The following is a 25,138-nucleotide window of genomic DNA, read 5'->3' on the forward strand; positions in this document are numbered from 1 at the left end:
GTGCGTTATCCCTTCACGGCTCCGCCGGTCATTCCGGCGGCGACCCGGCCCTGCAGGACCAGGAAGAGGACGAGGACGGGCAGGGCGAAGAGGGTGGAGGCGGCCATGGTGGCGCCCCAGTCGGTGCCGAAGACATTGGAGAAGGACGACAGCCAGACGGGCAGCGTCCGGTCGTCCTGGTTCTTGATGATGAGCATGTTGGCGAAGGCGAACTCGTTCCAGGCGGTGATGAAGCCGAAGAGCGAGGTCGCGAGCAGCCCGGGCGCGAGGAGCGGGAGCGTCACCCGGCGGAACGCGGCGGTGCGGGTGCAGCCGTCGACCTGCGCCGCCTCCTCCAGCTCGGCCGGGACCGCCGCGAGGAAGGAGCGGAGGGTCACGATGGTGAAGGGCAGGGTGACCATGAAGTAGATGAGGCTGAGCGTCGCGAGCCGGTCGAGCAGGTCGGCGTCCCGGGCGATCACGTACATCGGGATCAACAGCGCCTCCCAGGGGGCGACCTGGGCGATGAAGACCATGAGGATGAAGCCCCGCCGCCCGCGCCAGTTCATCCGGGCGACGGCGAACGCCGCGGCGAGCGCCACCACGAGGGCGAGCACGACGCAACCGGCGGTCACGAGCAGGCTGTTGCGCCAGAAGATCCAGAACCCGTCGGCGGCCACTGCGTTCCGGAAGTGCTCCAGGGTGACGGAGCCGGGCAGGAACCGCGGTGTCTCGGACTGGATGTCGCGGGTGGGCCGGAAGGCCGTGAGGACCATCCAGTACACCGGGAAGACGGCCAGGACGAAGACGAGTGCCGCCGCGGTGTTCAGGGGGAGTCGGCGCAGGACGCGCGGTGTCACCGGTCGGCCTCCTGTCGGAGCATCTGGCGGAAGTAGGCGATCAGCACGGCCACGAGGAGCAGGACGGTCAGCGTGGACACGGCCGCGCCCAGGTCGTACCGGTGCAGCGACTGGGCCACCCGGTAGGCGTACACGGGCAGGGTGGTCGTCGCCTCGCCCGGCCCGCCCTTGGTCACCGCCCAGATCTGCGCGAAGCAGCGGAAGACCCAGATGACCTCCAGACAGAGGACGAGACCGAAGATCGGGCGCAGCAGGGGGAGCGTGAGCGAGCGGAAGATCCGCCAGCCCCCGGCTCCGTCGAGCCGCGCCGACTCGTACAGTTCGGTGGGGACGGTCAGCAGCGCCGAGTGCAGGGTGATCGCGGCGAAGGGCACCGACTGCCAGACCACCAGCAGGACCAGGACGGTGAAGGCGGCGGGGCCGTCCGCCAGCCACGAGTACCCCTCGAAGGACTCGAACCCGAGCCGTACGAGCACCCAGTTGACCACCCCGAGCCGGGAGGCGAAGAGCCACTGGAAGACGGTGGTGGTGGCGATGACCGGGCTGGCCCAGGCCAGGACCAGCCCCGTGGTCACCAGGATCCGCATCCGCCGGCCGAGCCGCTGCATCATCAGGGCGACCAGCGTGCCGATCACCATGATCAGGACGACGTTGACCAGGGTCCACCAGAAGGTGCGCCGGACGACCTCCCAGAACTCGGGGTCGGCGAGCACGGTCCGGTAGTTGCGGAGCCCCACGAACGAGGCTTCACCACGGATGAGTTCGCCCAGTCCGTACTGCTGGAAGGAGATCAGCAGATTGCGGACGAAGGGGTATCCGAGGAGGAGCAGACCGCCGAGGACGGTGGGGGCGACCAGGAGGTAGGGCCAGAAGGCCGCCCGCCCCGACGGGCCGGCGCCGCCCGCCGGGCGGGCGGCGGGCCCCGTCGGCCGTCCGGCGAACCGCCTGTCGAGCCGTCCGCCGGACTGCGCGTCGGACCGTGCGCCGGGCTGTGCCTCCAGCGGGCTGTCGAGCCGCTTCACGGATCGGCCCACGGGTGGGCTCACGGACCGTCTCACGAGCCGAGGGTCTTGGTGATGCTCTGCGAGGCGGCCGCGGCCGCCCGCGCGGGATCGGTACCGGTGAGCACGGCGGTCATGTACTGCTTGATCGGGTTGGTGGCCTCGACGGCCGCCCACTGCGGGGAGTTCGGCGTCGCCCGGCCCTGGGCCGCGCCGGCGGCCATGGCGGCCGTCCCCGCGTCGTCCTGGATCACCCGCGCGAGCGAGGTCCGGTTGGGTACGTAACTCATCGTTCTCGCCATGTCCGTCTGCCACTTCTCGCCCGCCAGCGCCTTGACCACCTCGTACGCGGCGTCGGGGTGGGTCGACGCCTCCGGCACGATGAGGTCGGAGCCGCCCGTGAAGACCGCGCCGGGCTTCCCCGCGGTCTTGCCGGGGATCGGGAAGAAGCCGAGCCTGCCCTTGAGCGCGGGGTTGATCTCCTCGACGATCTTCGCGCCACCGGGTACGGCGATGATCTGGGCGACCTCGCCCTTCGCGAACACCTCGGCCTGCGGGGGCTTGGCCTCGTCGGAGTCCTTGGGGCCCTTGCCGAGGGCCTGGAGCTGCCGGTAGAAGTCCATGCCGGCGCGCGCCGGGGCGGTGTCGAGCGCCCCCTTCCACGTGGAGCCGTCCTTGACCGCGAGGTCGCCGCCCTCCTCCCAGACGAAGCCGGAGAGGGTGTACCAGTTCTGGCCGGGCAGGTAGATGCCCTGGGTCTTGCCCCGGTTGAGCTTCGCGGTGACGGCGAGCCACTCGGCCTGGGTCTTCGGGGGCGTGGTCACGCCCGCCCGGGCGAACAGGTCCTTGTGGTAGATCACGACCCGGTTGGCCGCGTACCAGGGGATGCCGTACTGCTTGCCGTCGACCTTCCCCGGCTCGGCGAGTCCCGGCAGCCAGTCCGCGCCGTTCAGTTCGGCGGTCCTGTCACTGAGGTCGCGGACGCCGCCGCTCGCCGCGTACTGGGCGATCTGGGTGTTGCCGACCTCGATGACGTCCGGGGCGTCCTTGCTGGCGAGGGCGGCCGTGACCTTCTCGCCGATGCCGTCCCACTCCTGGATCTGGATGTCCAGGTCGATGTCCTTGTGCTCCGCCTCGAAGCCGGTGCGGAAGCGGTCGAGGAAGGCGTCGGTGACGCTGTCCTTCATGATCCATACGGTGACCTTCTCCGGTCCGCCGGAGGTTGCCGGGTCGCCCGATCCGCCACAGGCCGTGGCGGTGAGGGCGACGGTCGCCGCGAGCGCGACGGAGCCGGCGAGGGGACGAGTCTTCACGGGCACCTCGATGAATGGTTGACCAATTGGTCAAGTGGTCAGGTGTGTGACCAGAAGGTGGCACGGTCGAGAGAAGCCGTCAATCCCTTGAAAAACATGGGTTGTTCACCGGGTCTCAGATCAACGGCTGCGGTTAGTATCGGACTTACCAGTTGACCAGTCAGGGTGAGGGTGGGTGGCATGAAGGACGGCTCCTCCAGCGGGGTGCTGAAGAGGGAGCGGGTACGGGAGCACCTGCTGGGCCTGATCGAGGCGGGCGGCCCCGGCGACCCGATCCCCTCCGAGCGCACCCTCTGCGCCACCCTCGGCGTCTCCCGGCCCACCCTGCGCGCGGCTGTCGACGAACTCGTCGCGACCGGCGCGCTGGTGCGGGAGCACGGGCGCGGCATGTTCGTCGCCCCCGCCAAGATCACCCAGCGGCTCGCCCCGGACGACGCGGCCTTCACCGTGCCCCGCGCGTCGGGCAGCTGGTCCAGCACCGTCCTGGAATCCGCCACCGTCCGGGCCGGCGCCCGCATCGGCCGCAGACTCCGTCTCTCGCCCGCCGCCGAACTGCTCTACGTCGCCCGCCTCCGCCTGGTCGACGGCTCGCCCATGGCCATCGAGCACCTCCACATCCCGGCGGACCTGGTGGGCGCCACGCTCACCCCGGAGGAGCTCGAAGCGGGCGACCTCTACGACCATCTGCGCGAGCACCACCGGGTCCACGTCCAGGAGGCCACCCAGTCGATCGAACCGACGGTCGTCAGCGAGGACGAGGCCGCGCTCCTCGACGTCCCGGTTCTCTCGCCGGCCCTCCTGATCGAACGCCTCACCCTCGACACCGCGGGCCGCCCCGTCGAGTACGTCCACTCGGTCTACCGGGGTGACCGCTACCGCATCGTCTCCCGCCTCGACTTCACCCGCGACGGTCTCGTGACCTCCTCGACGGAGGGGGATGCATACTGACCGGCAGCGGAACGGCGCACGGGGGAGTGGACGGCATGGAGCTGAAGCGGGAGCGCGTACGGGAGCATCTGCTGACCGTGATCGAGAGCCGCCGTCCCGGCGACGCCATCCCGTCCGAACGCACCCTCTGCGCCACCCTCGGAGTCTCCCGGCCCACCCTGCGCGCGGCCGTCGACGAACTCGTCGCCACGGGCCTGCTGGTGCGGGAGCACGGCCGCGGCATGTTCGTCGCACCGGACAAGATCACCCAGGAGCTGGTCGCCGAGCACCGGGCGGCCGGCGCCCCCCGGAGCCGCGGCGACTGGACGAGCACGGTGCTCGAGCTCCGCACCGTCCGGGCCGGCGCCCGGATCGGCCGCAGACTGGCGATCTCCCCGGCGGCGGAGCTCGTCCACGTGACCCGCCTCCGGCACGTCGACGGCGCCCCGATCGCCCTCGAACACCTCCACGTCCCGGCCGACCTGGTCCCCGGACTCACCGCCGCCGACATGGAGGGCGGCTTCTACGCGCACCTGCGGGAGCGACGCGGCATCCGGCCGGCCCACGCGGTGCAGTCGATCGAGCCGACCGTCCTGAGCGAGGAGGAAGCGGCCCTGCTCGACGTGCCGGTCCTGTCGCCCGCCCTCCTCTTCGACCGGATCACCTCCGACACGGACGCCAGACCCGTCGAGTACGTCCGCTCCCTCTACCGGGGCGACCGCTACCGCATCGTCTCCCGCCTCGCCCTCGGCGACGGCCCGCCCGGCGACCCGGCGGCGGACGCGGCGCGGGGCGGGACGTGGTGGGGGACGGTCGAGTGACGCCGGCTCATCCGGTGCGCCGGGTGAGCAGGACCCGGGCGAGCACGTCACGGGTGAGGGCGAGGTGGGACTCCTCGGGATGCGTGGTCAGCCGGATCCTGACCCACGCCTCGTCGTGACTCACCCCGGACACCCGGGAGAGCCTCCTGGCCTGCCAGGAGGTGATGGGGGACCAGATCCAGCGACGTCGTCCGAGCTGCTTCATGTGGTGATCAACGAGGCGAAGGCCTGGATGAAATCACCCGAAACGGGCTAAACGGAGCGCCCTCGGTACGGAGATGGCGAGGGTCCCCACCGTGCGCGCTCCCGGAATTCACCATGTCGTCCGAGCGGGCGTACCCGGCCGGCGGGACACGGCCCGGGCCGGGAGGCCTCACGCCCGCCCGACCCGCCGTCGCGGTGGGGTCGGGACCCGAGCCCGGCACCGGTGCGGAGGCGGGCTCGCGCCACTCGCGCTCCGGCAGCGCGGTCGGGTCGGCCGTCAGCACCTGCAGGCAGACGTGGTCGGCCCCGGCGTCGAGGCGCTGCCGCACACGTCGCACGGCGGCGTCGGTGTCGCCGTACGCGACGATCGCGTCCACCGGTCGGCGCCTCGGGCCCCGCCGAGGTCCTCGTCGGCGAAGCCGAGCCGGCGCGTGGAGGACCCGGCCCGCGAGCGCCGTCGCGCGACATCCACTGCAGCACCGTCGGGGACTCGTCCAGGAGGCGATCGACCCGCATCCCCTCGGCGCGGTCCGTCACCCTCGGCAGAGGCGCGAAGTCGTCCGGCAGCAGGTCGAGCAGACTCATCACATGCTGCCCGTCGCGCAGCGCGAGCAGCAGCTCGCAGCGCAACTGCCGCGGAACGTCCGGGCGATGGGGTGTGCTGTTCCACAGGGCCGGCCACAGGTAGTGCGCTCCGTCGGACGCCGCGTGCGCCTCGACCCATGCGGGATCCAGCCGCTGGTCGAGCCTGAGATCCCGAGCCCGCTCCTCCAGCGCGAGCAGGGCGGGCGTGTCCAGGATCTTCACCTGACGCGGTACCGGACCGTCGGGTCCCGCCGTCACGGGACGAGCCGCGGCAGTGGTTCACGGGCCGCGCGCCAGGCTGCCGGGAGGGTGGCGACGCCCGTTCGCGCGGCGATCACCCCGCCCGCGACGGCACAGGTGGTGTCGATGTCCCCGCGCCCGCCGACCGTGACCCACAGGCCCTCGTGCAGGTCGTCGAGGTGCCCGGCCGCACACCACAGCGCGAAGGGAACGGTGTCGGGTCCGGACATCCGGTAGCCGGACCCCAGGACCTCCGCGGCGTGCCGGACCGAGGTGCCCCCGGGCATCCGGGCCGCGATCCGCACACCCGAGCGGACGTCGCTGTCGGGGAGACGATCGGCGACCGCCCGGAGGAGATCCGGCCGCCCCGGAGCGGGTCCGCCGCGGCTGCGCGTCGCCAGCGCCGCGGCGAGAGCGACCCCCACGGCCCCGGCCACCGCCTCCGGATGGTGGTGCGACACCTCGCTCTGACGGGCCGCCTGCTCGGCGACGACATCGAGATCGGCGGCGTGCCAGGCGCCGAGCGGGGCGACGCGCATGGCCGCGCCGTTGCCCCAGGAACCCTGGCCGCCGAACTGTCCGGCGACCACCTCCCGCCAGGGCTCGCCCGCTCCGATCCGCCGGAGCACGTCGTGCATCGAAGCGCCGTACCCGCGGTGCGTGTCAGCGGCGTAGGCCGCCGCGAAGCCCCGGGCGAGACGGTCCTGGTCGACGCTGCCGCCACCGTCGGCGAGCTCCCGGACGAGCACGAGCGCCTGGGCGGTGTCGTCGGTCCACCGCCACGGCGACTCCGGCGGCAGCGTCCGCGCCTCCAGGGCCGCCGGACCCTCCCGGCGCAGGACGCCGAACCATCGGTCACCGAAGGCGTCGCCGAAGGCGAGCCCGTGCAACGAGTCGAGGACAGCGGCGGGAACGTTGATCATCGGACGAGTATCACAGCGGCCCGCCGCCTTCGGCACCGCGTTTTCCTGGCCTCCCGGTCCCTCGGGGAAAGGCTCACCGCCGGTGCGCCACCGCCAGTTCGAGGAGATACCGCTTGGTCACCCGCCCGTCGTACCGCCCGTCGATCAGCTCCGCCACGCATCCGAGCAGTCCGTTCCTGGCGGCTTCCGGAAGGGCCCGGTGTCCGGAGTAGGTCCGCAGCAGCTCCAGGTAAGCGGACGTGGAATACGTGATGTCCCGCTCGTGGCGACGGAAGACCGTGGGCCCGAACGCCCCGCTCCGCGCGACCTCCTGAGCGTGGTCCGAGCCGTCGACGTCGGCGGCCTCCGGAGGCCGCGTCCCGGGCGGCGTGTCCGGATCGAAGCGCTCGTAACAGCCCTGCACCTCGGCGAAGAACTCCTCGGTGCCGCCGCGCACATGCTGGGTCCGCACCACGGCGAGCGCCCCGCCGGAACGCAGCGCCTCGGCGGCCTTCCTCATCCGCACCGCGGGGTCGATCCAGTGGAAGGAGGTCGCCGCGAGGACCACGTCGAACGACTCCTCCGGCAGAGGCCAGGTCTCGAAGTCCGCCGTGACGACCTCCACCCCCGTGGTCCCGGCCAGGTTGCGGCGGGCGACCGCGGCCATGCTCGGCCCCGCTTCGACGGCCGTGATCCGACAGCCGCGCTCGGCCAGCGGCGCGGTGGCCTGCCCGGTTCCGCAGCCGATCTCCAGGACCCGGCTGCCGGGGCGGATGCCGGCCGACTCCGCGAGGTCGTCGTACAGCTCCGGCGGGTAGCCCGGTCTGACCCGGTCATACAGCTCCGCGTCCTCGTCGAACGTCCGGCTCAGGCGCGGGCGCCGGGATTCCGCGGGTCGGTCGTCGCGCAGGGCGCGCGTGGTGTCGTCGGGCATACAGGGCAGGCTAGGGCCTGTCGTCACACTCCCGTCTGCCCCGCGGGCGACGACGGGAGGGTGACGACAGGCCCTGGGCCGTCCGGTCCGGACCGTGTCGGGCGCCGAGGCCCCGAGAAGGACGGGGGGACGGCCCGGGCGGTGCCTGTGTGTGCCGACGGCCGCGGCCGGGCGGTACCTGTCCGTGCCGACGTCCCCGGCCGCCCGGCGGTGAGCCGGGCGGCCGGGGACGTGCGGGCGGCCCGGGAGTGAGCCGCGTGGCCGGGGAGTGCGGCGCAACCGCGTCGCGCGTGGGTCCCGCTGTTCCTACGCCGTCGCCAGCGCCAGCGTCGGCGACAGCCGGGACGCCCGGACCGCCGGGTACAGCCCCGCCACCGTGCCGATCGCGAGCGTCGCCGCGAAGCCGCCGCCCACCGCCCACAGCGGAACGACCCACGGCAGCCCGCCCGTCGAGGCGTACACCCCCGTCGCCGCCCCGCCGAGCGCCACCCCCGCGAGACCGCCGAGGCCGGACAGCATCAGGGACTCCGTCACGAACTGGATCCTGATCTGGCCCCTGGTCGCCCCCAGCGACCGGCGGAGGCCGATCTCGTGGCGGCGTTCGAGGACGGAGATGATCATCGTGTTGGCGACGCCGACCCCACCCACCAGGAGCGCGATCCCACCGAGCCCGAGGAGCAGCGTGGAGAACGCCCCCTCCGTCGCCGCCTTGGCCTTGAGCGCCGACGACGGATCGCCGACCGACACGTTCTGCGGGTTCTGCGGGTCGATCGTCGGGGCGAGCAGCCGCTGCACGTCCTCCACGGACGCGTCGGTGGACCGCTCGTACACCGTCGTCGGATGGCCGTCGAAGCCCAGCAGCAGCTCCGCGCCCGCCCAGCCGACCAGTGCCGAACGCTCGATCTCGGGCGCGAGCGGCAGCGGGTCGAGGATGCCGATGACCGTGAAGTACCGGTCGCCGATCCAGACCTGCCGCCCCGGCCCGGTGATCCCCAGCCGTTCCGCGGCCACATGGCCGAGGACGACGGACGGGTAGCGTCCCGTGGCGGCGTTCAGCCAGGTGCCGGACGCGAGCCCGCCCCTGAGGACGTCGAGGAGGCCCTCCGTCGCCGCCTTCACCGCGATCCCGCCGGTCTCGGCCTCCGGGATCTTCTCGGAACGGCGCACCGAACTCATGAGGTCCCCGGTCCCGGCCGCCTCCTCCACTCCCGCGATCCGGCCGACCATCCCCACGGCGTCCTTCGGCAGCTTGACCTCCTGCCCGCTGAACATCCCCTCGCCCGGCCTGGCGACCAGCATGTTCGTACCGAGCGCGTCGAGCCGGCGCAGCACATGGGCCTGGCTGGAGGCGGAGATGCCCACGACCGCGATCATCGTGGCGATCCCGATGGCGATGCCGAGGGCCGAGAGCACCACACGGACGGGCCGGCTCCGCAGCCCGGCCGAGCCGACGTGCAGGACGTCCCTCGGGCCGAGCCGAGCAGTCGTGAGTTTCCTCGTACGGGGCATCAGGCCGCGACCTTTCCGTCGCCGGACGGACCGGACGGACCGGACCCGTCCGCTCCACCGGACGTACTCGACCCGCCAGCCGCATCCGCCGCACCGGCCCCGCCGGAGGCACCGGAGGTGAGTGACGTGTCCTCCACCACCCGCCCGTCCCGGATCCGCACCTGGCGCGGCAGTCGTCCCGCGATCTCCGTGTCGTGCGTGATGACCGCGATCGTCGCGCCCTCCGCGTTGAGTTCGTGCAGGAGCGTCATCACCGCGTCCCCGGACGTCGAGTCCAGCGCGCCCGTCGGTTCGTCGGCGAGCAGCAGGGCCGGTTCGCCGACCACCGCGCGGGCGATGGCGACGCGCTGCTTCTGCCCGCCCGACAGCTCGTGCGGCCGGTGCTTCATCCGGTCGGCGAGGCCCACCCGGGCCAGCGCCTCGGCGGCCAGCGCGCGCCGCCGTGCGCGGGGGAGGCCGGAGTACAGGAGCCCCTCGGCCACGTTCTCCAGTGCCCCCACTCCCGGCACCAGATGGAAGGCCTGGAAGACGAAGCCGATGCGGCGGGCGCGCAGTGCCGACAGCCTCCGGTCCGACAGTGAGGCGATGTCGTGCCCGGCGATCTCGACCGTGCCGGCGCTCGGCCGGTCCAGAGTGCCGACGATGTGCAGCAGCGTCGACTTGCCGGATCCGGACGGACCGACGATGCCGAGCAGTTCTCCTTCCCCGATGGTGAGATCGACGCCGTCGAGGGCACGGACACCCCCCGCGTACTCCTTGGTGACGCCCCTGAGCCGTACGACCGGCGTCAGCGGGCCACCCGGAGCCGTCGGCGCACCGGGTGCCGACGGCAGACCGGGCGCCGGGGGCGCGCCCGCGTTCATGGCCGAGGTCGTCGTCATGCGGACGGCACCCCGACCTTCATGCCCTCGCGCAGCCCCTCGCCGGTGACCTCGACCCTGCCCTGTCCGAACATGCCGAGCTCGACCTCCAGGTCCCTGGCCGTTCCGTTCTCGACGACCTGGACGCCGAATCCGCCGCCGGGCAGGGCGAGCAGCGCGTTCACGGGCACGGTCAGGACGTCCCGGCGCGTCTCGCCGGTGAGGTCGACGGTGACCGGGGACTGGTCGATGCCCTTGACCTTCTCCGGCTGGTCGAAGGAGACCGTGACCGGGATCTTCGGCGTCTTGTCCTGCGGATCGTCGCCCGCCGACGCGGTCTTCCCGACGGCCGACACCCTTCCCGGAAGCTCCGTACCGTCCGGCAGCCGGACCTTCACCCGGGTCCCGGTCTTCGCCGACTCGGCCTCGGACACGGGGATGTCGAAGCGGACGACCCGCTCGGAACCGGTGACGGTGAGCACCGGCCCGCCGGGCGTGATCCGGTCGCCGGGCGCGGAGCCCGCCTCCTTCACCCGTACCGCACTGCCCGCGAAGGCGATCAGGTCCGGGCCGATCGTCCCGGTCTGCTTGAGGTCGTGGGACTTCTGCCACCGCTTCACTGCGGCGGCCGTCTTCGCCGTGTACTCCTCGTCGACGTCGAACCCGATGTAGCCGAGGGCGGCGAGATTCTCCTCCAGCTGGTGGACGTCCTTGCCCTTGTCACCGGTCTTGAGCGTCCGGTACATGGGCTCGGCGCCGTACATCAGGCGGACCGGCCCGCCCTCGACCTCGTACAGCCGCTCGTCCCGCCTGACGACCGAGCCGGTCGCCGCGACCCAGGTCAGGATCCCGGCGGGACCCGCGTTGATCTTCCGCTCGCCGAGGTGGCCGAGGGTGCCGTCCTGTGCGGAGCTGTTGCTGAGGTCGCCCCGGGTGACGGGAGCGGTCGCGGCGGGCAGGCCCTTCGGGTCGGCGGCACCGCCTGACCCGTCGGCCGCCCTGTCGGGCGCGGACACGGCGGTGACCGCCGCGCCGCCGCCCGCGACGGCGACGATCGCCGCGAGGGCGAGCACCAGCCGGCGCCGGGCCATCGGCCGCTCGCGCTCGCTCATCGGGCCACGCTCTCGCAGGCCTTGGCGGCCTTGTCGAACTTCTGCTTCTCCGCGCCCTGCGGTATCGGCATGGCCGCCTGCGCCCCGCCGTCGAACGTGGGGTCGGGCATGTTGAAGCCGTTCTTCCGCATGCACTTCGCGTATGCGAGCGCCTTGTCCTTGTCGGCCTGCGTCGGCTCCTTGCCGAAACCGGCGCCGCCGGCCTTGTCCTTGCAGGCCTTGAACGCCTTCTCCATCTTCTCCTTCGACATGCCGTCACCACCGATGGTGAGTCCGACGCCCTGCTCGCCCGGCTTCGGCTCGGGCACGTCGAGTCCCTGCTCGCGCAGGCACTTGCGATGCGCGAAGGCCTGGTCGGCCTTCTTGCCCTCGTCGCTCACGCTCCCGTCCTTCTGTCCGCTCCCGTCGCCGCCCGAGTCCGAGCCCGCCGCGCAGGCGGTGGCGAGCAGGGTGAGGGCGGCGGCCAGGGAGGTGGCGGCGGCGGCCCGGGTGATCCGTCGAATCGTCATGGCGTGGAGCGTGCCGCGAAGGGGTGTTTCGTTTCCCTCAGCGGTTTTGTTTACACCGGCGAAAGGTCGCTTTCGGATACACAGGACCCATGCGCGTACTGGTGGTGGAGGACGAGGCGTTTCTCGCCGAGATGATCGCCGAGGGGCTGCGCCGCGACGCGCTCGCCGTGGACATCGCGGCCGACGGCCTCGAAGCACTGCGGAAACTGCAGCTGGGGGAGTACGACGTGCTCGTCCTGGACCGGGACCTGCCCGGGATGCACGGTGACGACGTCTGCCGCCGCGTGGTCGAACAGCGGCTGATGACCCGGGTGCTGATGCTGACGGCGGCGGGAACGGTACGGGACCGGGTCGAGGGACTCGGCCTCGGCGCCGACGACTACCTGGCCAAGCCCTTCGCGTACGACGAGCTGCTCGCCCGCGTCCTGGCGCTCGGCCGGCGGGCCCGGCCCGCCCTGCCGCCCGTGCTGGAGCGGGCGGGGGTCGTCCTGGACACCGCCCGCCGTCAGGTCAGCCGGGACGGCCGCCATCTGCAGCTGTCGCGGAAGGAGTTCGCCGTCCTGGAGGCCCTGCTGCGCGCCGAGGGCGCCGTGGTCAGCGGCGAGGACCTGATCGAGCAGGTCTGGGAGGAGCACACCAGCTACCGCACGAACGCCGTACGGGTCACGCTGAGCAAGCTGCGCGCGAAGCTCGGTGAGCCTCCGGTGGTGGAGACGGTCCCGGGCTCGGGCTACCGGATCGGGTCATGAAGCGGTTCGTGGGGCGTCTCCCGAAGCGGGTCGTGACGGGGGAGCGGGCCCGGCTGACCGGCCTGTACGGCGGCCTGCTGCTGCTCGCGGGCGCGCTGCTGACGGGAGTCGTGTACTTCCTCGTCAAGGAGGGCCTCTACTCGTCGATCAGTCTGGCCGTCACCGGGACCGTACCGGCGAAGAGGCTGGAGGAACTGCCCAGCACGCATCCGACCGCGCTGACCAGCGCCGCCCCGGCCAGTCCGTTTCCCGCCACGGCCCACCCGGTGGGCCCGGTCCCCGCGAGCCCCGCCCCGAGCGCCGCGTCCGAGCTGCCCAGCGAAGTGCTCGCGATCACGCGGTCGGTCAGCGGCGCGGCGGAGTCGGCGGCGCTGGAGCGGCTTCTCACGGTGTCGTTGATCGTGCTCCTCGTGTACGCGGTGCTCTCCGTCGTGCTCGCGTGGTGGATGGCCGGCCGGGTGCTCCGGCCGGTTGCCGTGATCACGGAGACGGCCCGCAGGCTGTCGGGCGAGAACCTGCACGAGAGGATCGCGCTCGACGGGCCGCCCGGCGAGCTGAAGCGGCTCGCCGACACCTTCGACGGGATGCTCGGCCGGATGGAGGGGCTGGTCTCCGCCCAGCAGCGGTTCGCGGCGAACGCCGCACACGAACTGCGCACACCGGTGGCCGTGCAGCGCGCGGCAGCCGAGATCGGGCTCGCCGGGGACCCCTCTCCGGAGCGCGTCACCCGCATCCGGGCGAAGCTGATCGAGGTCGCGGACGACAGCGAGCGGATCATCGAGGGCCTCCTGCTCCTCGCCGCCTCCGACCAGGGACTCCGGGAGCGACGCCCGGTGGCCGTGCACGAGATCGCCCGCCAGGCGGCGGACGCGCTGGCGACGGAGGCCGCGGAACACCAGGTGACGCTGTCGGTACGGGCCCTGCCCCTGACGGTCGACGGCGACGCCGTGCTCCTCGACCGCCTGGTGCACAACCTGGTCGTGAACGGTGTACGGCACAACGTCCCCGGCGGCCGGGTCGAGGTCCGGACGGGCCCGCGAGGCGTCGAGGTGTCGAACACCGGCCCCGAGGTTCCGCCCGAGACGGTCCCGCTGCTCTTCGAGCCCTTCCGCCGCCTGACGGCACGCACCCATGCCCCCGGCGAGGGCGCGGGCCTCGGCCTCTCGATCGTCGAGTCGATCGCCCGGGCCCACGGCGCGACGACGGAGGCGTTCCCTAACCCGGACGGCGGCGGCCTGACCGTGCGGGTGCGGTTCGGCGGTGCGCGGCGGGACGGCGACCGCCCAGGGCGCGGACGCGCTTGACCGACCGCCCGGGGCGCGGACGCGCTTGACCGACGTCACATCGCCAGGGCGGAAGGGACCGACGCGGCCGGACTCGTCGACCGGCGGATCCCGTTCGACCTCGGCCTCGTCCTGGGCGCACAGGGCCGCGGCTCAAGGTCTTGCAGCCTTTCGGACGGCGTGTCAGGCGACGGCGAGCCGGTCCACCAGGAGTTCCACTCTCCACTCGGTGTGCTCCGCCGGCAGCCGTCCCGCGCGGGTCAGGGTGGCCAGCCCGTGCAGGGACGCCCAGAACGTCTCGGTGAACAGCCCCGGGTGGACGCCGTCCCCGGCGACCGCGCCGAGGCTCTCCAGCAGGGCGGCGAAGGCGTCCTTGAGTGGCTCCGGGGTGTCCTCGTGGGCGAATGCGAGGCCGCCGTCGAGCTGGAACATGGCGTCGTAGACCGCCGGGTTGCGCTCGGCGAAGTCGAGGTACGTGCGGGCGAGTGCGGCGACCCGGTCCCGGGGGTCGTCCGTGGCGGAGGTCGCGGCCCGCAGGGCAGCGGCCATCTCGGAGGCCCCCTGGAGGGCGACGGCGCCGATGATCTCGCGCTTGCCGCGGAAATGGCTGTAGAGGACGGGCTGGCTGTATTCGATGCGCTCGGCGAGCCTGCGGGTGGTGACGGCGTCCCAGCCCTGCTGCTCGGCGAGTTCGCGGGCCGTGGTCACGATGAGGCGCTCGCGGTCCGCCCGTTCGCGTTCCTTGCGCTGCTGTACCGACATGAAGGAATTCTAGCACTGCTAGACAATCGAGCGACAGCAGCGCTAGCGTTGCACCATCAGCTAGCAGCGCTAGATCCTGAGAGGGGTCATCATGCTCAACGCACTCGAGGTCTTCACCACGGTGGTCGTCGGCCTCATGGTGGGGGTGGAGTTCGCCGTCGCCTTCGTCATCAACCCGATCCTCGGCGCCCTCCCGGAGGACAGCGGCATACTCGGCCGGGCGCACGGGGGCCGGATGCTCGGCGCCGTGATGCCGTTCTGGTACATCGGCTCGCTCGTCCTCGTCGCGGTCTGGGCCGTCGCGGGATGGCGCAACCCCGGAGCGGGTCTCGTCGTCACCGCCGGCGCGCTGCTGATCCTCAGCGTGATCATGTCGGTCCTGCTGCTCGTCCCGATCAACAACCGCGGCAAGACGTGGACCCCCGACAACCGGCCCAAGGACTGGAAGGAGCAGCAGAACCGCTGGGACCGCTTCCACTACGTCCGTGTCGCCGTCATCATCGGGGCCTTCGCCCTGCTGGCCACCGCCCTCGGCTGAGCCCGCCGTGCCGACACCGCGCCGGTGGCGCACCGGGGCGTCGGAGTCGGCGGCGAGCGTCTTGCCGGCGAGTCCGGCCGGGCGGCTCCGTCCGCGCCACACGGATGCCGAAGACGCGGGCGCGGCTGGTCCAGCCGTCGACGCGGCCGTGGTGGGTGCCGACGACGAGGTGCCACGCGGGGAGACGTCCGGGGCCGCACTCCACGACCCCGGACGCCGTGCGGTCGGCGGGCCCGGCCGCCGGTCGCTCCCTCAGCCGGTCGAGCGGTCGGTACGTGCCTCCGGCGGGGCCGTGCGGGCGAAGTGACGGGCCGTGGGGACCAGCGCCGCGGCGGCCGGTACGAGGAAGCAGGCGGCGGCACACGCCGCGAGGACCGGGGTGACGCCGAAGCGGTCGATGGCGGGCGCGATCAGGGCGAGGCCGATGGGCGCGAGGCCGTAGGACACCAGGAAGTCCAGTGACGAGACCCTCGCCAGTTTGTCCGGCGCGACCTCGCGCTGGGTGGCGGTGAACCAGGGCACGTTGAACAACTCGATGCCGATTCCGGCGACGGCGTACGCCGCGACCACCACGACCGGGTGCACCGGCAGCATCAGGCTCAACGGCGCCGCACCGTACGCGCCCAGCCCGGCCAGCGCGGCCCAGCCCTGTGAGCGTGGACGCAGGCGGGCGATCACGAGAGCCCCGCCGAGCGCGCCCACGGTGTACGCGGTCATCGCCGCGGCGAGAACCCACTCGGTGCCGTAGCGGTCCCGGCTGATCAGCGGCAACGCGACGCTCGTGGCCGAATAGCCGAGCGCGATGACGGCGACGAGGGCGCCGAGTCCGGCGAGGAACCACGGGTGGCGGCGCGCCTCCCGTATGCCCTCCAGGAATTCGGTGCGGAACCCGGTGCGCGGGGACGGGCCCGAGCCGGACCCAGCGGTCGCCGCCACGTCGGGCTCCGCCTCCGCCGAGCTCGGCCGGACGCCGGCCGCCGTACCCGGCTCCGCCTCCCTCGCCCTTGTCGCCACGCCGCTCGGGGCGAACGCGGCGACCAGCCAGAGCGCTCCGATGCCGAGCAGCAGCGTACGGACGTCCAGGAACGCCGCGAGCAGCGCTGTGAGGGCCGGTCCGGCCAGCGTGGAACCGCGGACGGCCATGGTCATGGCGGCGTTGGCCTGCTGGCGTCGCCCGGCTTCCACGGTCTCCGCCGTGAGTGCCTGGAACGCCGGTCGGCAGGCGCCCTGTCCGGCGCCGGCCAGGGCCGCGGCGCATGTCATCAGGGCGAGCGACCGGCCGAGGCCCGCGGCGAGCAGGGGTGCGGCGGCGGCCGCCGCGAGTGAGGACCAGAGAACGACCGCGCGGCGGGAGTGCCGGTCGGCGAGCACGCCGCCGACGGTGACGGCGGCGAGGAATCCGGCGGTGCGGGCGGCGAGGACGAGACCGAGTCCCGCGGCGCCGAGGTCGCGGTGGAGTACGGCGAGTCCGAGGACGAAGGGGAGGGCCCAGGTCGCGAGGCCGGACGCGGTGGTGCCCGCCCACAGGCGCAGGAAGGCGGGGTCGCGGAGAACCGAACGCGGCGCTGGGGGAGGCGACTTGATCGCTGTCGGTGAGGGCGGGGTGGCCACGGTGTGCTGCTCCTCGTACGTGGGGGAGCGGTGCGATGAGCCGCCCCCGGGGTCGTTAATGAAAATGATTGCCATTACAGTACCCTTCGAACGCGGCACTCCTGCCCGGTGCACGACCACACCCATGCCCGCCCCTCCCAGACCGGAGAACCCATGCGTCACCCCGCCCGTCTCGGTATCGCCCTGACCCTCGCCCTCGCCACCGCGGGCTGCTCCACCGCGGGCGGCGGTGGGCCGGAGGCGGACGGCGAGTCCGCCGCGCGTCCCCCGTCGACCACCGGCGCCGCGCACGGCGCGGGTCAGCAGGCCTCCGTCACCAGCTGCGGCCGCCAGATCTCGCCCGCCGAGCCGCCGCGGCGGGCCGTCGCCCTGGACCAGAGCTCGACCGAGACCCTGCTCGAACTCGGTCTCCAGGACCGGATGGTGGGCACGGCCAACCTCAAGACCAAGATCCCCGCGCCGTACGCGGCCGCGTACGCGAAGATCCCCGTGATCGCCCCGAAGATCGCCACCGGCGAGCAACTGCGTGCCGCCACACCCGACTTCGTCGTCGCGGGCTCCGCCGACCTCTACACCGCGGACCGTGCCGGGACCCGCGAGGAGCTGGACGCCCTCAAGGTGCCCACCTTCGTCAGCGCCGTGGACTGCCCGCAGCACAACCCGCCCGGCCGGACCCCCTTCGAGCTGCTCTTCTCCGACTACGAGAACCTGGGCAGGCTCTTCGGCGCAGAGGAACGCGCCGGCAAGCTCGCCGCGGACCAGCGCGCCGCGGTCGCCCGGGCGGGTGCCAACACCTCCCGGCTGCGGCACGGAGCGGACCGGCCGACCGTGGTCTACCTCTACTCCGTGTTCAACGGCATGCCCTACGTGGCGGGCAGGACCGGCCTGCCCAGTGAGATGAGCCGGATCGTCGGCGCCGACAACGCCTTCGACGACGTCGAGGAGGACTGGCCCGAGGTCTCCTGGGAGGAAGTCGCCCGGCGTGACCCGGACTTCATCGTGATCGGCGACCTGTCCGAGCGGGGCCGCCCCGGCGACAGCGCCGCCGAGAAGCGGGCCACGATGAAGGCGCACCCGGTGATCTCGCGGCTGGCCGCCGTCCGCGACGACAGGATCCTCGAAGTGCCGGGCATCGAACTCGACCCCTCCGTCCGCTCCGTCCACACCCTCGGCCTGCTCGCCCAGGGCATGAAGGACCTCGGACATGCCCGCTGAGCCGCCCGCTGTCCCGCCTGCCCCGCCGACTCCGGCCGACCTCCTGCTCCCGACAGCCCGCTCACGCGGCCGTGCGGCGGACACCGCCACCTCTCCGCATCTGACACCGGGGCAGCCGGCCCCGGGCGGCCGACCCGGCGGGTTCGGCGAGCCCGCACCCCACCGCCCCGGAGACTCCCGCCGGAGAGGCCTCCGTCCCGGAGGTCCCCGCCCGGGAAGCCTCCACACCGGAGGCTCCCGCCCGGGAAGCCCCCACCGGTTCCTCCTGCTCCTCTCCCCGGCCGTGCTCCTGGGCTCGATCGCCGCAGCCGTCCGCATCGGCACCGCCGACACCGGCTGGACCGACCTGGCCCGCGTCCTCGCCACCCACCTCGGCCTGGACGTCGCACCGCTGCCCCCGCTGGTGGACTCGCTCATCTGGGACCTGCGGCTGCCGCGCGTCCTGATGGCCGCCCTCGTCGGCGCCGCGCTCGCCGTGTGCGGCACGGTGCTCCAGGCGGTCACCCGTAACGCGCTCGCCGACCCCTACCTCCTCGGCGTCTCCTCAGGAGCGTCGACCGGAGCCGTCGCCGTCGTCGTCCTCGGGGTCGGCGCGACCACGCTGGGGGTCACCGGCGGCGCGCTCGTCGGCGCCCTGCTCTCCTTCGCGCTGCTGCTGCTCCTGTTGAGGCGTACCGGCCTCGACTCCGTCCGCATCGTGCTCACCGGCGTGGTCGTCGGACAGCTGCTCACCGCGTTGACCTCACTGATCCTGATGGCATCGGCGGACGCGGACACGACGCGGGCCGTCACGCACTGGCTGCTCGGGTCGATGGCGCCCGCCCGCTGGAGCACGGTCGTGGTCTGCGCGATCGTCACCCCGCTGGGCCTGACCGTGGCATGGCTCTGTTCGAGCGCCCTCGACGGGCTCGCGTTCGGCACCGACACCGCCGCCTCCCTCGGCATCGGCGTACGGCACACCCGGATGCTGCTGCTGGTCGTGACGGCCGCGCTCACCGCGGTCGCCGTGGCCACCGTCGGGGCCATCGGATTCGTCGGGCTGATCGTGCCCCACGGTGTGCGGTTCCTCGTCGGACCGCTGCACCGGGTGCTGTTGCCGTACGCGGCACTCGCCGGCGCGGTGTTCCTCGTATGGACGGACGCGCTCGCACGGATCGCCTTCGCACCCCGCGAGGTCCCCGTCGGCGTCATCACCGCACTCCTCGGCGTACCGCTCTTCCTCCTCGTCCTGCGCAGAAGGGGCGAGCTGTGAGAATCACCGCCGAGAACCTGAGCTGGTCGGTGGCGGGCACACCGGTGGTACGCGAAATCACCGCGAGCATCGCCTCCGGCGAGACCGTGGGCCTCCTCGGCCCCAACGGTTCCGGCAAGTCCTCCCTGCTGCGCTGTCTGGCCGGGCTCCGGGCTCCCGACACGGGCGCGGTCCGGTACGACGGCGCGGCGGTGGGGGAGTGGAGCGCGCGCGGGATCGCCCGCCGTGTCGCCTACGTCGCTCAGGACTCGGGCGCCGACAGCGACCTGCGGGTCGCCGACGTCGTCGGTCTCGGTCGCACCCCGTTCCGGGACCGCTGGCGCGGAGCGGACGCCACCGATCGCGCGGTGATCGCCGCCGCCCTGGAGGTCGTCGGCCTCACCGCGCTCGCCGGCCGTTCCTGGAAGGCCCTCTCGGGCGGCGAACGGCAGCGTGCCCACATCGCCCGCGCGCTGGCCCAGCAGCCGTACGCACTGCTGCTCGACGAACCCACCAACCACCTCGACGTGAGACACCAGCTCGAACTGATGGAGCTGCTGACGGGCACCGGCCGGACCGTCCTCGTCGCCCTGCACGACCTGTCGCTCGCGGCCCGGTACTGCGACCGGCTCCTGCTCCTGCACCACGGCCGGCTGGTCGCGGCCGGCACTCCCGACACCGTGCTGACGACCGATCGACTCGCCGAGGTGTTCGAGGTCGACGCCGAACTGACCCGCGACTCCCTGGGGCACCCGGTGGTCACGTACCGCCGGCCCCTCGGCGCGTCCGACCGTCCGGTGCCGCCCCCACCCACCCGCTGAAAGGACACGACCATGACCCCTCCCTCACCCACCCCCGTCGAACCTCCGTCCGGCAGCACGCTCCCCGCCGCCGTCCTCAGCGCCCCCGCCCTCTCGTCCTCGCTCTCCGTCGACAGGCTCATCACCGCCGCGCTGGCCGGCGGGCACGGCCCGCTCCCCGCCGGACTCACCGCGACCAGCGTGTTCTGGATCCACCACGGAACCCGCCTGGCCGGCGGCGACACCACCTACCTCAACCAGTACGTCCTGGTCCGCGTCGGCGGCACCTTCGGCGGCTGCGCGTTCGAGGCCGGCGAACTCACCCCGGCGGTCTGCGGCGACTTCTCCGGTACGCCGCTCGACGTCCTGCTGCGCGAGGCACCGAACCCGCTGCGGATCGCCGCTCTCGACGCCTACCTCGCCCACACGCGACCGCACGGGGTCGCCGCCGAACACGGGGACGCCGAGCCGGTCAGCCTCCCGAGCGGCACTCCGGAGATCCGCGCGAGGGCCCGCGACGCGGCCATCGCCGGTCTGCTCGACATCGAGAGGGGCGCGAAGGTGGGCCTCATCGGTGTGGTCAACCCACTGGTCGCGGCGATCCGCGAGCGCGGCGGCGAGCCCCTGCCCTGCGACTTCAACCTCCGGACCACCCAGTGGGGCGACCCCGTCACCGACGACATGCACGAGGTGCTCGACCGCGCCGACGCGGTCGTCGCCACCGGAATGACGCTGAGCAACGGCTCGTTCGACACGATCCTGGACCGCTGCCGCCACCGCGGCATCCCGCTGATCGTGTACGCGCAGAGCGGCGGCGCCGTCGCCCGCGCCTTCCTCGGCTCGGGCGTGACCGCCCTGTCGGCGGAGCCCTTCCCCTTCTCCCAGTTCAGCGCCGAGGAGACCGTCCTGTACCGCTACCGCGCGGAGGGCGGCGCATGACCGCCGCCGCACACCGGGGCGCCACTCCACCCGCGACCCACCCGGCCGCGCCCGACGCCGAGCCCGGAGCCGCCGTGGACTCCGGCCGTCACCTCACCGGTACCGGCCACGCCCCCTGCCACCACGGAGAGCTCCTCCAGGGCGTCTTCCTCGACGCCGACGGACGCAGGTGCGCGGGCCTCGTCACCCTCCCCCTGGCCGGCCCGGGCAGCCGGGCCGAGTTCACCCGTCGGCCCGGCACACCGCCCGAGGCGCTCGCCGTCGTCCCCGCCGACCGCGGGAAAGCCGCACGAGCCGCGGCCCTCGCGGTGACGGAGTGCGCCCGGCGGACCGGACTGCCGCCCAGCGGCGGGCGGTTGCGGCTCACCGGTGACGTACCCGTGGGCCTCGGCATGGGCAGTTCCACCAGCGACGTCATCGCGGCGGTCCGCGCGGTCGCCGACTCCTACGGGCTCCGCCTCGCCCCCGAGGCCGTCGCCCGCCTCTCCGTCCGCGCGGAACGGGCCAGCGATCCCTTGATGCTCGACACCCGCCCGGCCCTGTTCGCCCAGCGCGAGGGCCGGATCCTTGAGGTCCTGGGTCCGGCCCTCCCGCCCCTGGCCGTCGTGGGCTGTCTCCTCGGCGGGGGAGCGCCCGTCGACACCCTCGCCCTGCCCGTACGGGAGACCACCGACGCCGACGTCCGGGAGTACGCGCGGCTGCGCACCCTGCTGCGCCGCGCGATCGCCACGGGAGACGTACGACTCCTGGGGCAGGTCGCCACGGCCAGCGCGCGACGAGGCCAACACGTACTGAAACACCGGGAGTTCGGCGATCTGGTCGCGATCGCCCGGCGGTCCGGTGCGGTGGGCGTGCAGATCGCGCACAGCGGCGCCGTGGCAGGCGTCCTCTTCGACCCGGCAGCACCCGGGGACCCGCGTCAGCGCCTCCGTGCCTGCCGCCACGCCCTGGACGCCCACGGGATTCCCACCACCCGCACCTTCACCACCATCCCCTCGCTCACCACCAAGGAGTGCCTCGATGGACCAGCACATCGCCGAGGCGATCGGCCGGCCCGACCTGATACGTCTCGACGACCGTCTCGTCTGCCTTCGCTTTGAGACGATGAAGGTGGTCTCCGCGCTCGCCGCCGTGCGCCACCTCCTCGACACCGGAGCCGTACGTCGCGGCGACACACTGCTCGACAGCTCCAGCGGAATCTACGCGTACGCCCTCGCCCTGGCCTGCCACCGGCACGGCATGCACTGCCACGTCGTCGGCTCCACGACCGTCGACAGGACGCTGCGCACCCAGCTCGCCGTACTCGGCGCCACGCTCGAACAGATGGAACCCTGCGACGACCTGAAACTCGACCAGAAGCGGCGCGTGGAACGCGTCCACGAGATCCTCGCCGCACACCCCGAGTACCACTGGATGCGGCAGTACCACGACGACATCCACTACCTCGGCTACCGCGGCGTCGCCGACCGCATCCGCGAGGCGACGGGCACGGACCGGCTCACCGTCGTCGGGGGAGTCGGTTCGGGCGCCTCCACCGGTGCCCTGACCCGCTACCTCCGCGGCGCGCCGGACACCGCCCCGCCCGGCGGCCCGACGGACACCCGGCCCGGATCCGCCCCGGCCGACGTCGCACTCGTCGGCGTCCAGCCCTACGGCAGCCTCACCTTCGGTGCCCAGCACACCTCCGACCCCGAGATCATCATCGCGGGCATCGGAAGCTCGATCCCCTTCGGAAACGTGTCCCACGAGCTGTACGACACCCTCCACTGGATCTCGTTCGACGCCGCCCTGTCCGGCGCCGTCGACCTCCTGCGCCGCCACGCCGTCTTCGCGGGCCTCTCGACCGGCGCGGCCTACCTCGCCGCCCGCCATGAACGCGACCGCGCCCCCGACCGCACCGTCCTCTTCATCGCTCCCGACACCGGCCATCGGTACACCGACAGCGTCTACACCCGCCACCGCGAAGCGACCCCCCTCGCCGGCCTCGCCCCCCGGGACATCGCCGACCAGGCCGAACTCGCCCTTCCCTGGTCCCGGATGCCCTGGAACCGCACCCCGGTGGCCGCGTCGGAGGCGGTGAGCGGCGACGGCGTCCCGTGAGCCGGTGCCGGGCGGACAGGCCCGCCGTACACGGAGGGCCGTCGCGTCGTCAGATGCCGCAGCTGGACGCGGACCAGAAGCGGCCGGCCCGGTGGTCGACGTGGGCGTGGTCGCCGTGCCCGGGGTACCCCGGGCCGAGGATCCCGTTGAAACCGTGGTTACGGGCCTGCTGGGCCAGTCGGCACAGCGAGTGGGGTCCGGCGCCGAGGTCGGCCGCGTCTCCGTAGAGGTGGCGGCTCGAGGCGGCGCCCCCGACCGCGTTGTTGCAGGCCTGACTGCGGAAGCCGCTGGTGACGCGGATGCTCTGGTCCCCGAGGGCGTGCCGCAGGGCCTCCAGTTTCCACATGGTGCGCAGGGCGTTGGACTTGGCGGTGGCCGCGCTCACGGCGCCGCCGGCCCAGGTGGTGTTGCAGTTGTTCAGCTCGGCGTAGGAGAAGTGGGCGGGGGTGCAGTCGTCGTCCTGGAGCGCGTAGATCTTGCTGAAGGTCGCGGGGCCCGCGACACCGTCGGCGGCGAGCCCGTAGGCGGCCTGGAAGCGCTGGACGGCAGCCGCCGTTCCGGGGCCGTAGGCGCCGTCGATCGCCAGCACCCCGCCGTAGCCCGGGTACCCGGCCACACGGATCTGCAGCGCGGTGACGTCGGCGCCGGAGGCGCCCTGGGAGAGGGTGCGCGACCAGGTGTAGCAGCCGTCGGCCTGAGCGGTGCCGGCGGTGGCGACCACCCCACCCAGGGAGGCGGTCATGATCATGACAAGTGTAAGAAGCAGCCGGAACGGCAGGGAACGCGGGGGGCGTCGGGACATCGATCCTCCATGGCCTCACGAATCAGGGGTGACCCAGGGGTGAGAGTCCCCCCGAGACTGACGGCCCGGTCGACGCGCGTCAACCACGCCGGAGCGGGCGTCATTTGTCGAGCCAATGACGCCCGCGTGAACGGGGGGCGGGCCCCTGCCGCCACCACCGAGGACGCCGGAGGGCGTGTCAGGGGCGTCGTGAGCCGCTCACCCCTGTCTCACAGGCGCTTCGCGCTGCGCAGTGTCTTGGCGTAGTAGCCGTTGCCGTCGAGCCGGGAGACGCCGCCGATGTCGCCGATCGTCGGGCCGTTGACCTCCTCGCGGCTGGAGATGAAGATCAGGTGCCCCTCGGTGTCGTGGCCGAGGACCATGCCCACGTGGTCCAGGCGCGGCCCGGTCCGGGCGTCCAGCTTGAAGAAGACGAGGTCGCCCGGCTGCAGCTGGTCGATCGCCGCGGGGCGGTCCTGCTCCGTGATGCCGGTCAGCGGCAGGACGTCCACCCCCTGCTTGGAGCGCGCCATGCCGTTCGCGGTGCGCGGCAGCCCGTCCCCGGAGGTGTCCGACGCCATCAGCGGGTACCGCGCACGGTAGCCGAGCACCATGCGCATATAGCCCGAACAGTCCAGGGACCGGGCCCGCATGGGCTCCGGCGTGCCGACCGCGCCGTTCCGGAACGCGTACGGGATGCCGAGGTAGTCGTAGAAGTCGGACTGCTCCAGACGCAGGTCCCCGCCCTCCGCCCCCGAGGTGTTCAGCGGCCCGAAGTTCGCGTCACCCGCGAAGACGACGCCCTTTCCGTCCTTCTGCTGCCGCGCGCCCGCCACGTACTGGGACGCGAACGCGAAGACGTCGTCCTCCGTGCTGCCGGCGACCTCGGCGTACCACGCCTTGAACCACTTCTGCGTCTCCGCGCCCTTGACCCAGGGCCGGGGCATCAGCCGCACCCAGTCGGTCGTCGACACCTTGGACGCCGTGGACGTCGGCTCGGCGAAGGTCCGTGCCGGACCCGTCAGTTTCGCCGTGCGCGCCCCGTCGGTCAGTACCGCCTCGACCTGGCCGTCGGCGCCCCGGAGTACGCTCCGGGCCGGGTTCTCGTGCCGGGTCCACCGCTCCTCGCCCGTGGGCCAGGACGCCGTGGCCTTCCCTCCGGCCCCGGCGAGCACTCCGACGTCGCGCACCTCGGCGACGCCCCGCACCTCCTGCTTGCGCAGTTCGAGCGTGAGGTATCCCGAGGTGCCCACGAGCCCGAGGACCACGAGGCCCGTGACGAACGGGCGTGTCTTCTTCTTCCCAGCCATGGTGGTTCCTCGATTCTCAGGCGGTGGGCATGACGCTGAGCAACAGGCCGGCGACGACGATGC

General features: G+C 72.9%; 25 protein-coding genes. 11 read left to right on the forward strand and 14 right to left on the reverse strand.

Annotated elements, in window-relative coordinates; translation table 11 throughout:
* Positions 1–5 precede the first annotated feature (5 nt).
* The 3 genes from OG392_RS35765 to OG392_RS35775 all read right to left on the reverse strand — a co-directional run bounded on the left by OG392_RS35765 (position 6) and on the right by OG392_RS35775 (position 3,153).
* A complete protein-coding gene (locus OG392_RS35765; RefSeq protein WP_329286526.1) occupies positions 6–839 on the reverse strand; it encodes a carbohydrate ABC transporter permease in 834 nt (277 codons plus the stop codon).
* A complete protein-coding gene (locus OG392_RS35770) occupies positions 836–1,696 on the reverse strand; it encodes a carbohydrate ABC transporter permease (RefSeq protein ID WP_329287659.1) in 861 nt (286 codons plus the stop codon). Before OG392_RS35770 ends, OG392_RS35765 begins: the two co-directional genes overlap by 4 nt.
* Before the next feature lie 197 nt (positions 1,697–1,893).
* The gene (locus OG392_RS35775) at positions 1,894–3,153 is read right to left on the reverse strand and encodes an extracellular solute-binding protein (RefSeq protein WP_329286528.1); all 1,260 of its coding nucleotides are present in this window, start codon (positions 3,151–3,153) and stop codon (positions 1,894–1,896) included.
* 180 nt (positions 3,154–3,333) lie between these two features.
* Between OG392_RS35775 and OG392_RS35780 the strand changes: the two genes are divergently transcribed.
* The gene (locus OG392_RS35780) at positions 3,334–4,101 is read left to right on the forward strand and encodes a GntR family transcriptional regulator (protein WP_329286529.1); all 768 of its coding nucleotides are present in this window, start codon (positions 3,334–3,336) and stop codon (positions 4,099–4,101) included.
* Positions 4,102–4,136: 35 nt separating this feature from the next.
* Positions 4,137–4,901 carry a GntR family transcriptional regulator gene (locus tag OG392_RS35785; RefSeq protein WP_329286530.1) on the forward strand — a complete coding sequence of 255 codons (765 nt, stop codon included), beginning with the start codon at positions 4,137–4,139 and terminating at the stop codon, positions 4,899–4,901.
* Positions 4,902–4,908: 7 nt separating this feature from the next.
* On the opposite strand, the gene OG392_RS35790 is transcribed toward OG392_RS35785, so the two are convergent.
* From OG392_RS35790 to OG392_RS35825, 7 genes are all read right to left on the reverse strand, one after another.
* Positions 4,909–5,106, reverse strand: a complete 198-nt coding sequence (locus OG392_RS35790) for a hypothetical protein (RefSeq protein WP_329286532.1) — start codon at positions 5,104–5,106, stop codon at positions 4,909–4,911.
* 838 nt (positions 5,107–5,944) lie between these two features.
* On the reverse strand, positions 5,945–6,853 hold the full coding sequence (locus OG392_RS35800) for an ADP-ribosylglycohydrolase family protein (RefSeq protein WP_329286534.1): 909 nt from the start codon (positions 6,851–6,853) through the stop codon (positions 5,945–5,947).
* 73 nt (positions 6,854–6,926) lie between these two features.
* On the reverse strand, positions 6,927–7,766 hold the full coding sequence (locus OG392_RS35805; RefSeq protein WP_329286535.1) for a class I SAM-dependent methyltransferase: 840 nt from the start codon (positions 7,764–7,766) through the stop codon (positions 6,927–6,929).
* Between the two features lie 306 nt (positions 7,767–8,072).
* Positions 8,073–9,275 (reverse strand): ABC transporter permease, encoded by a 1,203-nt coding sequence (locus tag OG392_RS35810; RefSeq protein ID WP_329286537.1) that lies wholly within the window; start codon positions 9,273–9,275, stop codon positions 8,073–8,075.
* On the reverse strand, positions 9,275–10,156 hold the full coding sequence (locus tag OG392_RS35815) for an ABC transporter ATP-binding protein (protein WP_329286539.1): 882 nt from the start codon (positions 10,154–10,156) through the stop codon (positions 9,275–9,277). Before OG392_RS35815 ends, OG392_RS35810 begins: the two co-directional genes overlap by 1 nt.
* Positions 10,153–11,247: a peptidoglycan-binding protein gene (locus OG392_RS35820; RefSeq protein ID WP_329286540.1), complete on the reverse strand. Its 1,095-nt coding sequence runs from the start codon at positions 11,245–11,247 to the stop codon at positions 10,153–10,155. Before OG392_RS35820 ends, OG392_RS35815 begins: the two co-directional genes overlap by 4 nt.
* On the reverse strand, positions 11,244–11,756 hold the full coding sequence (locus OG392_RS35825; RefSeq protein WP_329286541.1) for a hypothetical protein: 513 nt from the start codon (positions 11,754–11,756) through the stop codon (positions 11,244–11,246). Before OG392_RS35825 ends, OG392_RS35820 begins: the two co-directional genes overlap by 4 nt.
* A gap of 89 nt (positions 11,757–11,845) precedes the next feature.
* Here OG392_RS35825 and OG392_RS35830 point away from each other — a divergent pair, with 89 nt between their 5' ends.
* The gene (locus OG392_RS35830) at positions 11,846–12,505 is read left to right on the forward strand and encodes a response regulator transcription factor (RefSeq protein WP_329286542.1); all 660 of its coding nucleotides are present in this window, start codon (positions 11,846–11,848) and stop codon (positions 12,503–12,505) included.
* Positions 12,502–13,809: an ATP-binding protein gene (locus OG392_RS35835; protein WP_329286543.1), complete on the forward strand. Its 1,308-nt coding sequence runs from the start codon at positions 12,502–12,504 to the stop codon at positions 13,807–13,809. Before OG392_RS35830 ends, OG392_RS35835 begins: the two co-directional genes overlap by 4 nt.
* 162 nt (positions 13,810–13,971) lie before the next feature.
* Here OG392_RS35835 and OG392_RS35840 read toward each other — a convergent pair whose 3' ends face one another.
* Positions 13,972–14,550: a TetR/AcrR family transcriptional regulator gene (locus OG392_RS35840; protein ID WP_329286544.1), complete on the reverse strand. Its 579-nt coding sequence runs from the start codon at positions 14,548–14,550 to the stop codon at positions 13,972–13,974.
* Between the two features lie 91 nt (positions 14,551–14,641).
* On the opposite strand from OG392_RS35840, the gene OG392_RS35845 reads away from it, so the two are divergent.
* Positions 14,642–15,088 (forward strand): anthrone oxygenase family protein, encoded by a 447-nt coding sequence (locus tag OG392_RS35845; RefSeq protein ID WP_329286545.1) that lies wholly within the window; start codon positions 14,642–14,644, stop codon positions 15,086–15,088.
* 252 nt (positions 15,089–15,340) lie between these two features.
* Here OG392_RS35845 and OG392_RS35850 read toward each other — a convergent pair whose 3' ends face one another.
* A complete protein-coding gene (locus OG392_RS35850) occupies positions 15,341–16,699 on the reverse strand; it encodes an MFS transporter (RefSeq protein ID WP_443055121.1) in 1,359 nt (452 codons plus the stop codon).
* 153 nt (positions 16,700–16,852) lie between these two features.
* Between OG392_RS35850 and OG392_RS35855 the strand changes: the two genes are divergently transcribed.
* The 6 genes from OG392_RS35855 to OG392_RS35880 all read left to right on the forward strand — a co-directional run bounded on the left by OG392_RS35855 (position 16,853) and on the right by OG392_RS35880 (position 22,984).
* Entirely contained in the window at positions 16,853–17,914 is a 1,062-nt protein-coding gene (locus OG392_RS35855; protein WP_329286546.1) for an ABC transporter substrate-binding protein, read from the forward strand.
* Positions 17,915–18,197: 283 nt separating this feature from the next.
* The gene (locus tag OG392_RS35860) at positions 18,198–19,166 is read left to right on the forward strand and encodes a FecCD family ABC transporter permease (RefSeq protein WP_329286548.1); all 969 of its coding nucleotides are present in this window, start codon (positions 18,198–18,200) and stop codon (positions 19,164–19,166) included.
* The gene (locus OG392_RS35865; protein ID WP_329286549.1) at positions 19,163–19,966 is read left to right on the forward strand and encodes an ABC transporter ATP-binding protein; all 804 of its coding nucleotides are present in this window, start codon (positions 19,163–19,165) and stop codon (positions 19,964–19,966) included. Before OG392_RS35860 ends, OG392_RS35865 begins: the two co-directional genes overlap by 4 nt.
* 12 nt (positions 19,967–19,978) lie before the next feature.
* Entirely contained in the window at positions 19,979–20,884 is a 906-nt protein-coding gene (locus OG392_RS35870) for a Rossmann-like domain-containing protein (protein WP_329286551.1), read from the forward strand.
* A complete protein-coding gene (locus OG392_RS35875; protein WP_329286554.1) occupies positions 20,881–21,984 on the forward strand; it encodes a GHMP family kinase ATP-binding protein in 1,104 nt (367 codons plus the stop codon). Before OG392_RS35870 ends, OG392_RS35875 begins: the two co-directional genes overlap by 4 nt.
* On the forward strand, positions 21,905–22,984 hold the full coding sequence (locus tag OG392_RS35880) for a pyridoxal-phosphate dependent enzyme (RefSeq protein ID WP_329286556.1): 1,080 nt from the start codon (positions 21,905–21,907) through the stop codon (positions 22,982–22,984). The genes OG392_RS35875 and OG392_RS35880 overlap by 80 nt, the downstream gene beginning before the upstream one ends.
* A gap of 49 nt (positions 22,985–23,033) precedes the next feature.
* Here OG392_RS35880 and OG392_RS35885 read toward each other — a convergent pair whose 3' ends face one another.
* Positions 23,034–23,726: a D-Ala-D-Ala carboxypeptidase family metallohydrolase gene (locus OG392_RS35885; protein ID WP_329286557.1), complete on the reverse strand. Its 693-nt coding sequence runs from the start codon at positions 23,724–23,726 to the stop codon at positions 23,034–23,036.
* A gap of 269 nt (positions 23,727–23,995) precedes the next feature.
* Positions 23,996–25,075 (reverse strand): C40 family peptidase, encoded by a 1,080-nt coding sequence (locus OG392_RS35890; RefSeq protein WP_329286558.1) that lies wholly within the window; start codon positions 25,073–25,075, stop codon positions 23,996–23,998.
* Positions 25,076–25,138 lie beyond the last annotated feature (63 nt).

It is taken from the genome of Streptomyces sp. NBC_00691, from assembly GCF_036226665.1.
In the GTDB taxonomy this organism is placed as follows: domain Bacteria; phylum Actinomycetota; class Actinomycetes; order Streptomycetales; family Streptomycetaceae; genus Streptomyces.